This window comes from Paraliomyxa miuraensis (genome assembly GCF_026337845.1).
Classification (GTDB): domain Bacteria; phylum Myxococcota_A; class Polyangia; order Nannocystales; family Nannocystaceae; genus Paraliomyxa; species Paraliomyxa miuraensis.
In genome coordinates this window covers 175,254-187,586 of record NZ_JAOVZF010000146.1, presented here as the reverse complement: position 1 = coordinate 187,586, position 12,333 = coordinate 175,254, and the positions used below count along the sequence as shown (strand labels likewise).

The following is a 12,333-nucleotide window of genomic DNA, read 5'->3' as shown; positions in this document are numbered from 1 at the left end:
CCGCTCACGCGCCGCGCCGCGCGCCACCGAGCGCGCGCAGGCTGCCCGCGACGTCCTCGTCGAGGTGCAGGTCGAGCTGCGGGAACGCGATCACCACGCCCTCCTCCTTGAACGCCCACCAGATCGCCTCGTGCAGCGACGAGCGAGCCGCACGCTCGCGCCAGGGGTCGGACATCCACACGAAGATCTCGTAGATCACGGCGTTGTCGCCGAACTCGGACAGGTAGACCTCGGGCTCGTGCGCGGCCAGGCGCCAGGACTGCTCGCGAGACACCTCCTCGAGGCGGGCCCGAACGCGGCGGAGATCGGACGAGTAGAGCACCCCCACCGCGGCGCGCAGGCGAAACTTGGAGTCCTCGAGGGTGTAGTTCTTCACGCTCGACTGCGCGAGCACGGAGTTGGGGACGATGATCTCCTCGCCGTCGCGGGTCTGCACGATGGTGGCGCGAATGCCCATCTGCCGCACCTTGACCACGTCGCCCTCGACCTCGAGCACGTCGCCGGGCTTGATGGCGCGCTCGGTGAGCAGGATGACGCCCGACATGAAGTTCTGGGCGATGTTCTGCATGGCAAAGCCCAGCCCAATCGCGAAGATCGCCCCGGCGGTGAACAACGCGGCCAGATCGATGCCGATGGTCTGCAGGGCCACGCCAAAACCGGTGACCAGCACGACGTAGTAGAGAATGCCGCCGACGGTGCCGGCCGTGCCCTCGCCCAGGCCGCGGCGCTCGAACACGCGGCGCACCAGGCGTCGCATGACCTTGGCCAGCCATGCGGTGAACGTGATGACCAGCAGGGCGCTGAGGGCAGTGGCGAGGGTGACGGACGTGCCCCCGACCTCGAACAGCTTGACGTCGAGGTGCTCGAGCACTCCGGTGGGTTCGGCCAACAGTGCATACGCGGGGGGCATGTCAGCGGCAGGGTAGCGCGCACCCACGAGGGCGTCGCGTGACACCGGCACCAAATGGCCGAGATCGAGGCCCAGCTCGATGGCCAAGCTCGACAGCAAGCTGCGTGGCCGAGCGCGGTCGCCAGTCAGCCGCGCCGCGGCGGACGGCCCTGACGCAGGCCCAGCGCCAGGATCTTCTGGATCACCTGCTCGTGGGTCATGCCGCCGTCCTCGGTGGCGCAGTGCAGCTCGCTGCCCAGCGACACGTCGGGGTTGGGGTTGGCCTCGAGGAAGTAGAGCTCGCCCTGGGGGTCGAGCCGAAAGTCGATGCGCCCGTAGCCCGACATGCCGAGCGCCCGGTAGATCCGCTTGGTGGTGCGCTCGATGTGCTGGCGCAGGGCGTCGTCGACCCGGGCGGGATCGAGGGTGACCCCGCGCCGCTCCTGGTAGTCGAGATCCCACTTGGTGCGCTCGGTGGCGATGAGCGGGGCATCCGGGCGGCGATTCTTGATGATGAGCTCCCACGGGGGAAACACCCGCAGCTGGTGGTTGCCCATGATCGTCGAGTAGAGCTCGCGACCATCGATGAATTGCTCGACGATCGCGTCGGTGCCGAGCTTGTCGTGCACGAACTCGACGCGCTCGATGAGCTTGGCGTCGCTGTGCACCACGGAGGCCTCGGCGATGCCGAGCGAGCCCTCCTCGACCAGCGACTTGACGATGAGGGGAAAGCCCAGGCGAGGGGGGCGGCGAAAGCGAGTGCCGCGGGGTGCCACCGCGAACCCGGGCACGCGAATGCGGTGGTAGTGCAGGATCTTCTTGGACAGGGCCTTGTCGCGGGCCAGCACCAGCCCGCGGGGGTTGCAGCCGGTGTAGGCCTGACGCTGGAGCACCAGGTAGCTGACCACGTGGTGGTCGTAGATGGCCTCGCCGTGGAATTCCTCGAGCAGGTTGAAGACCACGTGGGGGCGGATCTCCTGCAGCGCCAGGCGCAGGGGCTTGATCTCGTCGTGCAGGCCGATCTGGTGCACTTCGTGGTCGAGGTGATCGAGCGCCACCACCACGTCGTACTCGGTCTTGAACGGCTCGATCTCCTTGTCGCTGAGGCCCTCGAGGCTCTCGGGGGGCATCAGGTCGCGGTGCATCATCACCAGAACGCGGAGCTTGCGACTCATACGGCGTGCCACTGCGAGGTATGAATGCGATGGACGGTGTGTGCGGTGAGCAGCACGACCATCTCCATCAAGAGGGTTCGCTCGCTGCCGGCTGCGCGCAGCCGGAGCTCCTGGCAGCGGGCGATCATCTCCTTGAGCACCTGGTCCACGGTGACGGGATGCTGGCCAGTGCCTCGGGCCACCAGGGCCCGCAGCTCGGAGCGATGCTTGCGGAGGAATGCAGCGGCCGTGTTGCGGCCGCGGTCGGCGCTGAACAGCACCTGCAGCTGCTGGTCGTAGGCGCCCGGCGTGGAGCGGCCGTAGCGGGCGCGCTTCTCCTCGTAGTACTCGCCGAGGCGCTGGCGCAGCGAGGGCAGCGAGTACGGGCGCCCGCGGCTGTGCACGGGGGGACGAACGCCGCGCAGCTCGTTCATGAGCTCGTCGACGTACTCGAGCTTCTCGAGCGCGGGCCAGCCCTCGTACTGGCGCCGCCAATTCGAGCGCGGAGCCAGCCACACGGCGAAGGTCTCGGCAAAGTCCTCGGCGGGGTGCGACTGGGCATACCAGCCCTCGAGGTGCTGCACGAAGCGGCGGCTGCCGGGGCGAGGACGGTAGTAGTCGGGATAGGGCTGCGAGGACGGACCGAACAGCCGCTGCCAGCGGCGCCGGCGGTGCAGGGCGTAGCCGTGCTGCATGGCATGGCCCACCTCGTGACGCAGCAGGCGAACGCACTCGCGCCGGTTGCCGCCCTCCACCTCGTACATCTGGGCGCGCTCGAGCGCGGCCAGCCGCGGGTGTGCCAGGTAGAAGGGGATCGCGACCCCGGGGATGCCGTCGGGAGACGCCCACTCGTCCGAGAGCCAGAAGTGCGGCCGCAGCACGAGGCCTTGGGCGTGCAGCTCGCCCTGCACGCGCTGGACGAGCACGTGCAGCCACGTGCCCTCGAGACGGAGCTTGAGGTCGCACAGCCGCACCTGCAGCAGCTCGTCGGCGGGGAGATCCTCCCAGGGGAAGGCCTTGGCGGCCGAACGCGACCGGCGAGCGCTGCCCAGGATGGCCTTGCGCCGCGCGCCGTGGGTCGAGGAGCGGCCGCCGTTTCGCGGGGCGGGCACCGCTGGGGAGCATACACCATGCGGCCACCATGCGGCGACGTGCGTGGTCAGTCGGACATCACCAGCACGCCGTCGAGCTGCCACGAAAGCGGCATCACGTCGCGCGGCCGCAGCTCGGCGGTGATGGTCGCGGGCACGCCGTGCAGCTCGTACGGGTCGAGCTCGTCGGCGATGATCATCGGAATGAAGGTGTAGTGGAAGCCTCCTTCGCGGCGCGGCTGGAACGACACCGGAAAGCCGACCACGGCGGCGACGGGACTTGCGTGGCCCTCGGCCTCGATGCGGACGTCGAGCGTGGGGACCAGGTCGTAGGCGTAGGGATCGGCCGGCACGCAAAAGCCCTCGGCACGCACGCCCAGCGGGACCATCCAGGCCCCCTGCCCTCCCACGGTGATGGTGATGGGTCCTTCGCGCTCGAGATCGATCCAGCCGTCCTTGTAGTCCCAGCCGAGTACGAACCGGGGATCGGGTGCCTGCTCGGTGGGGCACAGCCAGGGGTCGTGGTCGTCCGGCTCGCCCGTGAGCTCGGGCTCGGGCTCGGGCTCGGCGGTCGTCGTCGATGCGCTCGTCGAGCCGCCCGCCGTGGACTCGGATCCCCCGTCGGTGGCGGCAACGCCGTCGGACGTGCAGCCTCCGACGACGAGCACGGCCGCGAGCCAAGGGCTCGCACATGTGCGTCGGTTCGGCGTCGGCGTCACGCGGACAGCATGGCAGACCGAGCTCAGGCGTGGGAGCCGGACACGGGTGGTGGGCCATCGGATGGCTCGTCGTCGTCGACCGCGGGATCGTCGAGGAAGCGCCGGAGGATCTGCTGCGCCACGCGCCCGCGCTGCCGGGCCGGCGCGGGAAAGCGCAGCAGCAGCTCCACGCGGTTGGGCTCGGGCACCTCGAGGTACACGGCCGGCTCGGTGCTGATGAGATGGGTCTTGACCCCGCCCGGCGAGGCCTTGGCCAGGGCACGGCGGGCATCGTCGACGTATCGCGCACATCGCTCGGTCGCGATCGAGGCCAGCTTGTCCCGGGCCGTGCGCCAGTCGGCGTCGGCGGTCAGGGGCACCCGCAGCACGTGCAGCACGAACTCGTCGGACATCGTCTCGTTGGTGACCGGGTGGGTCAGGAACACGCTGTTGGGCAGGGTGATCTTGCGACCCGTGCGCTGGTGGATCGACTGCCCGGGACCCACCTCGAGCACCGCGGTCGTGAGCGGTCCGATGTCGAGCACGTCACCGCGAACGCCCGCCACCTCGATGCGATCGCCCACCCGAAAGCCGCCGCCGCTGGCCCGCAGCGTGCTGCCCATGAGGCACATGATGAATTCCTTGGTGGCGAGCACCAGCGCCGCCGCCACGGCCGCCACCGAGATCGCGGCGGTGTGCAGCTCCTTGGCCCACACCACCACCGCGCCGAGCCCGAGCACGATGATCGCAATGTTGCGGACCTGGGTGCGCCAGCGCAGCTGGTCGTCCACATCGAGCTTGGAGCGGCCGATGGCCCGCAACACCGCGCTCCGCAGGACGAGGACCACGACCACGAGCAGCAGGAAGACGAGACCATCGCGCGCGAGCTCGTTGTCGCGCAGCACGGCGAGGAGCTTGGTCTTCATGACGGGGGCCGAGAGTAGCGCCTAACGCGGCTCGCGCTCGCGCGCCTTCTTCTTCCGGGCCCGATTCCACCGCCACAGCTCCACCACGCCGCGCCCCGCCGCGTCACGCGCACGCGCCCCGAGGCTCTTGGGGGCCGCCTTGCCCTCGACCGCCTCGCGGGAGCGGCTGGCCGCGTATCCGACGTAGAGACCGCCCGCGACGGCGAGCACGACCAGCAGCACGAGCACGGGGGTGGGCATGGGTACCCGACGAACGTAGCAGCTTCGGCCGCTCCTCGCTTGCATGCAGGACGGGCCGCAGTACCATCCGGCTCGATGAACGAGATCCCTGGACACGACCAAGCCACTCAAGACGAGCTCGCCAAGCTGGTTGCGTCCGACCAGGTGGTGTTGTTCATGAAGGGCAGCCGCGGCGCGCCGCAGTGCGGGTTCTCGGCCACCGTGGTCGAGATCCTCGACCGCTACGTGCCCGAGTACACCACCATCGACGTGCTGGCCAATCACGCCATCCGCGAGGGCATCAAGAAGTTCAGCGACTGGCCCACCATCCCGCAGCTCTACGTGCGCGGGGAGTTCCTCGGCGGCTGCGACATCGTGCGCCAGATGGACGCCGAGGGCGAGCTGCTCAAGGCCCTCGGCAGCACGGTGGCCAAGATCGAGCCGCCCGCGGTCACCGTGACCGACGCGGCCGCGGCCGTGTTCCGCCAGGCCTCGGCCGAGGGCGACCGCGACGACGACCTACGGGTCACGATCGATGCCGCCTTCCGCCACGACCTCTCGCTCGGGCCCAGCCAGGAGCACGACGTGGCCGTGATCACCAACGGCATCAAGCTCGTGTTCGATCCAGCCAGCGCGCGCCGTGCCGCGGGGCTGGTGATCGACTACGTCGAGCAGCCGCAGGCCGGCTTCAAGCTCGACAACCCCAACGCACCGGTCAAGGTCGAGCAGGCCTCGCCAGCCGAGGTCAAGGCCTGGCTGGACGCGGGCGAGCCCATGCGCCTGCTCGACGTGCGCACCCCGGCCGAGCGCAACACGGCCCACATCGAGGGCAGCACGCTGGTCACGGGCGACAACATCGACGAGCTGATGGCGCTGCCCAAGGACACCAAGCTGGTGTTCTACTGCCACCACGGCATGCGCAGCTTCCAGGCGGCCCAGCACTTTGCGCAGCAGGGGTTCCGCAAGCTGTGGAACATGAGCGGGGGGATCGACGCGTGGTCACAGGGCGTCGACTCGGACGTGCCGCGGTACTGAGCGGGCAACCAGGTGCGGTGGGGACGGGCAACCAGGTGCGGTGGGGAGTGGAATGGCCAACGACACGGAGCACACGGTGGGAATCCGCATCGAGCCCGGTCGCGGGATTGCCTTCTTCGGGATCGAAGAGGTCAACCGCCAGCTGACGGCTGGCCGACGCATCAAGGAGATCCGCCCCGGAGGCGCGGTGATGAGCAAGGTCGGAGAGGACGAGCACAACGTTCGCTTGCAGCTCGCCGGCTGTGATCTCCAGATCGTGTTCGAGTAGGGACGACGATGGCGGTCTTGCTCGAAGCCTGGAACGTGGTGGCGCGCCGCACCGCGGTCGAAGATCGGCTCGAGGGGGACGTGGACGGATGGTTCCGTCTGGCTCCCAATCAAACCGCGTGTGTCGGGCCACACCTGTGCCGGATCGGATTCATGCACGGGCGCGACGCCACGGAGTTCCTTCGGCAGCTCGAGGCGCTGGGGCTGCGGGGGGAAGAGGGCGGCACCTACCGCGAGGTCGCCATCCTCTCTCCGACCGAGCCATGGCAGCACACGTGCCCGTGGATCGAGCTGGGGCACTACGCGGGAGTGCAAGCGGCCTGGCTGCGGGGCGCGAACCCGGAGCCGCTGGTCGTTCCGTTCTCGTATCGACCGGAGGCTCGGATCTTCGACCTCGGCGCCGAGGAGGCCGCCGAGCGCTTCGAGTTCCTCCGTCGCGAGGGCAACATCGAGGTCTATCGCGACCGTCAGACCGACCAGGAAGTGTACCGAGGGCGTACCACCGAGGACGCGGCGCTTCCCGAAGACGTCGGGCAGCGATTCCTACGCGCGGTGGAATCGATCGAACCCCTGCTCGCCTGGGATGGGATTCCCAAGCGACTGGGCCTGCTCGAGCGTCGTCGCCTCCGCAAGGGCATAGCCGCGCTCGAGGGCCTGACCGGGACCACGCGCGGTGCGTGGCGGATCTGGTTCTACCTCGGGATGGCTCGACGATCGGCCCGCGACGCCCAAGGAGCGTACGAGGCATTCCGCGAGGCCTACCACGACAACGCCGAGCATTCCGACGTCGTACGGGAGTACTCGGGCCAGTGCCTTGCGCTGGGCCGCGGCGAGGAAGCGGTCGCCCTCGCCCGCCGCAACTGCGAGCGCAACCCCAACGATGCGAGCCTGCGCTCGAACCTCGCGCTGGCGCTGATGATCGCCGATGACATGCCCGAGGCCAAGCAGCAGGTCGATCGAGCCCGCGCGATGGAGCCCGATGACCCCATCACTGCCGCGCTCGCTCGCATGATCGACGATGTGCTCGCGGGGCGCACCCGTCGACCCGAGAAGTACCCCTGACCTGAAGCGGAGCGCGAAGCCTAGAACCGCCCGCTGATCACCGCGCCGCCCAGCGACGGGGCCACGCGGATGTGCGCCTGGTTCAGCCGCTCCTGCATCTTCACGCCCTTGCGGAAGATGACGCCGCCCACGACCACCGCGATCGCACCGGTCAGCAGCAGCGCGCCGCCGATCTGGCCGTTGCGGTTGGCGCTGTCGATGCCGTCCTCGGTGGCGGTGAGGTCGGCACGGATGGTCTCGCAGGTCGACGAGGTGCTCATGGCGCAGTCCTCGAGGGCAAGCGCTTCCTCGATGCCGCGGGCGTCCTCTTCCTTCTGCGTGCCGATGGCGGTGAAGGCGATGGACAGGGCCAAACCGCTCAGGGCCAGGGTGCCACCTGCGATCATCACCCCCGCACCAGCGCGCCGCAGACGACGCGCCTTGGCGGGATCGGGCAAGGGCTCGCCGTCATCGAGCGCATCGGGTGCAGGCTCGGGCTTGGTGACGACCGGCTTGGGCTTGGGTTCGGGCTTGGGCTCGGGCTGCGCCTCGGGCTCGGGCTCGGGCTCGGGCTGCGCCTCTGCTTCGGGCTCGGCGGGCTCAGCCGCGGCATCGGGAGCCGGCGCCTCGCCCTCGGGTGCAGGCTCGGCGACGGCCGCGGCATCTTCGGCTTCGGCCCCTGCTTCGGGAGCTGCCCACCCGGGCACGGGCAGCAGGGCCAACCCACCCGCGAGACCGAGCGACAGCAAGCGCCCAGCCATGCATGTGGTGGAGGAACGGGACGAGCTACGGTGATCCATGGTCATGGCGATCCTCGTGGTGGTGGCGGCCTATTGGTAGGACGGCGGCTCTTCCGACAGCACGCACATGCCCAGCTCGGTCAGGCACTCGGTGGCGAAGTTGGGGTTGATGCCGTTGAGGTCGTCGTCGCAGTCCTCGTTGGTCTCGCAGTAGACCACGGGGAACACCCCAGTCACGTGGTACGAGGCCCGGCAGCCATCCTGCTCGAAGTCGAGCTCGGCCGACATCTGGGTGCCCTGAGCATCGGCGTTGACCAGGATGTTGACGTTGCTCCACTCGTAGCTGATGGTGGTCGCCGGCTGGGCCGGGACGCTCTCGTCCTCGTCGGGCGTCTCGGGATCGTCCTCGATCGCGGCCACCTCGGGGATCGCAAGCGTGGTCCTGTTGGTGCTCGGGACCTCGCAGAACTCATTGGAGTCGGGCAGCGCGGCGGTGAAGTCACCCACGGCCTGGGTGTTGTCGTCCATCGTCAGGTCCACGCCGTCGTCGAGGGCGCGGAACACATAGTTGTTGAGGTACAGCGGACGGATGGCCACCGAGCCCTTGTCGAGGTCGGGGCGCATGCCCGCGTCGGCAAAGTAGGTGTTGAGCCCGAGCTCGTCGCCGAGCAACGAGCCACACGGGCTGCTGGCATCACCGCTCTCCAGCTCGTACTTGGCAGCGAAGTACCCGTGAGCAGTGGTGCAGTTGAGGGGCGGCTGCTTGCAGCCGGTCGTGGCGAGCACGCCCAGCAGCAGAGCAGGGCAGACCAGGGCGAGGTTCTTGTCGAAGGTCATGTCGGCTTGCTCCCAATGCTAGAACTCGAAGCGGAGGCCGAAGCGGAAGGTCCGCGGGCGCTGGTAGGCGATCGGCTTGCCGAAGTTGGGGTTCTTGACGACCGGATCCCCGTAGATGTCGTTCAGGTTGTCCAGGTCGTCCATGGTGCCGCCGGGGATCGGGTTGACGTCACCGGTGGTGTAGGTCTCATCGACCGCGATCACCTGCTGCAGGTTGAGGACGTTGAACACGTCCATCGACACGGTGAGCGCGAGGTCCTTGTTGAACTGGTGCCGGTAGCCCAGGTTGGTGTCCACGCTGAAGTTCCACGGCAAGCGCTCACCCGAGCCGCGCGGCAGGATGAACGACTCCTGCGAGCCGTAGAGGTAGTGCGAGGCCATCACGTTGGTGGGGCCACCCGAGCGGGTTCGCACCGCGCCGCCGGCCATGATGAAGTCCTTGTCGCCGATGGGGATCTCGCCCGCGGTGAACAGCTTGATGTCGTGGCGGTGGTCGCCCGGCAGCGGCCCGAAGCGGTTGTCGAGCAGCGAGATCAGGTCGAAGTCGGAGTTGATGTTGGGATCGAGCTGCCCCGACTCGGGCCGGAACAGACCCGCGATGTTGCCGCGCAGCCACGACACCGTGTAGCTGGCGTCCAAGAGCCAGTGGTCGGCGAAGCGCTTGTGCAGGTAGAGGATGATCGCGTCGTACTTGCGCTGGGCCTTGGGGAAGTCGGTCGCGATGCCGTACCCCGGGTTGCCCACGAAGTAGGTGTAGGCCTCGTCGCGGCTCATGTCCTCGATGACTCGGTTGAGCCACCGACGGGTGTAGCTCATGCCCAGGCGACCGTTCTGGAAGATCTCGTACTCGCCGCCGAACACCAGCTCATCGCTCGACTGCGGCTTGAGGTTGGGATCGACCGGGGTCTTGCCGGCACCGAACGCGATCCACAGCTGATCGTTGTCGGCGGGGCCACCGATGGGCAGACGCGCGGCGTCCTCGCGGCAGGCGCCGGTGGCCTGGTCCGGGTCGCTCGGATCACACGCCGAGGCGGGGTGGATCGAGGCCAGACCCGGGTCACCCGAGCCCGAGCGGTCGGCGATGTCGAGCGGCACGCTCTGATAGAAGCGGGCGTAGTTGCCGAAGATCTTGGCACGGCCCTCGTAGGTGGGATCCCAGATGAGGCCGACGCGCGGCGAGAGCTGGTTGGGCAGGGCCAGGGCGAGGTTCTTGTCGTTGCCGAACAGGAACTGGGAGTCGTAGCGAAGGCCCGCGTTGAGCGTGACCTTGTCCATGATGTTCCAGCTGTCCTGCAAGAACGCGCCCGAGGTCACCGAGAAGGTGGTCCACTGCAAGCTCCGCAGCACCACCGCGTCGTCGGGTCCGATGAGGAAGCCCTGCTGGCGGTAGTCCGAGAAGGTGGTGCCGCTGGTCGACTCGCGGTACAGCACGCCGCCGCTGTAGCCGCGGAGGTTGGTGTACTGCATGTAGTCGACGTCGATGCCACCCTTGATGAGGTGGTGACCCGCCCCCTGCGCCCAGTGGGTGATCATGTGGCGGCCCTGGACGCGCTCGAGCTGGCGGTCGTAGAGGAAGCCGGGGCCGTTGATGGAGTAGCCGGTGACCGGGCAGGTCTCGGTCACGATCTCGAGCGTGGGATCGGTGGGATCGGGGACCGTCACCGGCGCGCACGCATCATCGGGCGCTCCGCTCGGCAGATCCTCGAAGTCGAGGATCGAGTGCGGGCCCGGGTTGTTGCGGCGGTAGATCACGCCGGGGATCGCCGCCAGGCCGGTGGTGTCACCCAGGCGCGAGCCATCGGAGGGCATCCGAGAGGCGCGCTGGTGGTGCCAGCCGACCATGGTGTCGAAGATCCACTTCTTGTCGTTGGTGGTGGCCGACCACTTGAAGTTGAGGTCGCCCGCATCGTCGCGGTAGCTGTGAGCCAGCGACTCGTAGTGGCCCAGGCCCGTGGCCACCTCGGGCAGCCCGGTGCGCGCGTCGAGACCGTAGGTCCCGTTGCCGCCCGAGAGGGTCGGGATGTAGATGCCGAGCAGGTCGAAGCTGTGGTTCTTGTTGGCCCGGAACGTCAGCTTGCCGACCACCTGAATCGAGGTCGACTGCGCCTTGCGATGCACGAACGTACCGGGGATGCGCTCGGTGAGGGCGAACCCGGTCACGTCGTCGGTGAGCACCTCGGCCGTGTCGGGATCGACCAGCGTGCGGTACCACGAGGTGTCGAGGTTGTAGACGCTGCGCGCGGCCTGGAACCCGCCGTAGAACCACAGCCTGTCCTTGATGATCGGCCCGCCGATGTCGAAGCCCGCGTCGCCGATCCAGCCCAGGGAGGGCTCGGCGATCACGGCCGAGCCTTCCCGCTCGACGATCTTGCGGCGCCCCTCGAGCTGACCCGGCGTGTAGAAGCCCCACACGCTTCCGTGCAGCTCGTTGCCGCCGCTCTTGGTCACGGCGTTCAGGATGCCGCCGGTCGCCCGGCCGTACTCCGGCATGAAGCCGCCGCTCTCGACGTCGACCTGGGTGAGGAACTCGACCGAGAGCGCGGTGCCGTTGATGCCGAACGCGGGGTCGTTGACCGAGATCCCGTCGACCACGAAGTTGTTCTCGGGCGACGTGGTACCGGCCACCGAGGTGCCGTAGAGGTCGTTGCGCGCGCCCGGGGTCGCCTCCGCCACCGCCTCGAAGCTGCGGTTGGCGCCGCCCTTGCCAGCGGGCTGCGCCACCGGCACCCGGCGGGAGAACTCGGTGGAGATGTTCATCCCCGTGGAGGTGCTGCCCACGTCGACGGTGGGCGAGGGCACCACGAGGGTTCGGGTGGTCGCCGTGTCGACCGGCCGCAGGCGGGTGTCGATGCGAACGGTGGCGTTGGCCTGCAGCAGCACGCCCGCACGCGAGACCACCTCGTAGCCGTCGCGGACGATCTCGATGGTGTACTCGCCGGGCGGGAGGTTGGGCAGGCGGAAGATGCCGCTGCTGTCGGTCACCACCGCTTGCTCGCCCTGCAGGTTTTCGCTGGTCACCGAAACCGACGCCTCGGCGATCGGGTCTCCTGACGCAGCGTCCTTGACGACACCGATGATGACGGCATCTCCCTGGTCCGCCTTGGCGGTTTGAACCACCGCCGCTTGTGCGGCGAGGGCACCCATGGCCCAGATCCAAGCCTTCGTTCGCATAGACGAGTCTCAGCGTTCCCACGGTCGTGGACCGCGGGAGTCGGAGTGAAGGGCAACAGCCCGCAAGACCCCATCGCCACGCAACGTGCGGGACGCGGAAGTCGGCAGTGAGTGCTCTGGCCGGGGCCAGAGGGGTGAACGATTCGCCGTGTCCGCCTCGTTGGGACCCTCAGTGGCGAGATCTCGAGGGCCCTACCCGGGAATTCCGGGGGGAAGGACGGGTGCAAAATCGATAGCAGCCGGAGCAAAACCCCGTCAACGCCAA

General features: G+C 68.6%; 12 protein-coding genes. 3 read left to right on the top strand and 9 right to left on the bottom strand.

All coding sequences use genetic code 11. From position 1 onward, the window contains the following. Positions 1 to 4 precede the first annotated feature (4 nt). The 6 genes from OEB96_RS13445 to OEB96_RS13420 form a co-directional block, all read right to left on the bottom strand. Positions 5 to 910 (bottom strand): mechanosensitive ion channel family protein, encoded by a 906-nt coding sequence (locus tag OEB96_RS13445; RefSeq protein WP_266216015.1) that lies wholly within the window; start codon positions 908 to 910, stop codon positions 5 to 7. A 125-nt stretch (positions 911 to 1,035) separates the two neighbouring features. Further along, positions 1,036 to 2,064, bottom strand: a complete 1,029-nt coding sequence (locus tag OEB96_RS13440; RefSeq protein ID WP_266216014.1) for a D-alanine--D-alanine ligase family protein — start codon at positions 2,062 to 2,064, stop codon at positions 1,036 to 1,038. Beyond that, entirely contained in the window at positions 2,061 to 3,155 is a 1,095-nt protein-coding gene (locus OEB96_RS13435; RefSeq protein WP_266216012.1) for a putative zinc-binding metallopeptidase, read from the bottom strand. Before OEB96_RS13435 ends, OEB96_RS13440 begins: the two co-directional genes overlap by 4 nt. A 47-nt stretch (positions 3,156 to 3,202) precedes the next feature. Continuing rightward, positions 3,203 to 3,802, bottom strand: coding sequence for a hypothetical protein (locus OEB96_RS13430; RefSeq protein WP_266216011.1), 600 nt, complete (start codon positions 3,800 to 3,802; stop codon positions 3,203 to 3,205). Between the two features lie 74 nt (positions 3,803 to 3,876). Beyond that, positions 3,877 to 4,758, bottom strand: a complete 882-nt coding sequence (locus OEB96_RS13425; protein ID WP_266216010.1) for a mechanosensitive ion channel domain-containing protein — start codon at positions 4,756 to 4,758, stop codon at positions 3,877 to 3,879. Positions 4,759 to 4,779: 21 nt separating this feature from the next. Further along, the gene (locus OEB96_RS13420; protein ID WP_266216009.1) at positions 4,780 to 4,998 is read right to left on the bottom strand and encodes a hypothetical protein; all 219 of its coding nucleotides are present in this window, start codon (positions 4,996 to 4,998) and stop codon (positions 4,780 to 4,782) included. A 75-nt stretch (positions 4,999 to 5,073) separates the two neighbouring features. Here OEB96_RS13420 and grxD point away from each other — a divergent pair, with 75 nt between their 5' ends. From grxD to OEB96_RS13405, 3 genes are read left to right on the top strand one after another with little or no spacing between them, the layout of a single operon-like run. Next, entirely contained in the window at positions 5,074 to 6,012 is a 939-nt protein-coding gene (gene grxD, locus OEB96_RS13415; protein ID WP_266216008.1) for a Grx4 family monothiol glutaredoxin, read from the top strand. Between the two features lie 52 nt (positions 6,013 to 6,064). Continuing rightward, complete coding sequence (locus OEB96_RS13410) at positions 6,065 to 6,280, top strand: hypothetical protein (RefSeq protein WP_266216007.1); 216 nt, start codon at positions 6,065 to 6,067, stop codon at positions 6,278 to 6,280. An 8-nt stretch (positions 6,281 to 6,288) separates the two neighbouring features. After that, positions 6,289 to 7,341 carry a tetratricopeptide repeat protein gene (locus OEB96_RS13405; protein ID WP_266216005.1) on the top strand — a complete coding sequence of 351 codons (1,053 nt, stop codon included), beginning with the start codon at positions 6,289 to 6,291 and terminating at the stop codon, positions 7,339 to 7,341. A 20-nt stretch (positions 7,342 to 7,361) separates the two neighbouring features. On the opposite strand, the gene OEB96_RS13400 is transcribed toward OEB96_RS13405, so the two are convergent. The 3 genes from OEB96_RS13400 to OEB96_RS13390 form a co-directional block, all read right to left on the bottom strand. Beyond that, on the bottom strand, positions 7,362 to 8,081 hold the full coding sequence (locus OEB96_RS13400) for a hypothetical protein (protein WP_266216004.1): 720 nt from the start codon (positions 8,079 to 8,081) through the stop codon (positions 7,362 to 7,364). 69 nt (positions 8,082 to 8,150) lie between these two features. Further along, a complete protein-coding gene (locus OEB96_RS13395; RefSeq protein ID WP_266216003.1) occupies positions 8,151 to 8,897 on the bottom strand; it encodes a hypothetical protein in 747 nt (248 codons plus the stop codon). An 18-nt stretch (positions 8,898 to 8,915) separates the two neighbouring features. Continuing rightward, positions 8,916 to 12,041: a TonB-dependent receptor gene (locus tag OEB96_RS13390; RefSeq protein WP_266216002.1), complete on the bottom strand. Its 3,126-nt coding sequence runs from the start codon at positions 12,039 to 12,041 to the stop codon at positions 8,916 to 8,918. Between the last annotated feature and the right edge of the window lie 292 nt (positions 12,042 to 12,333).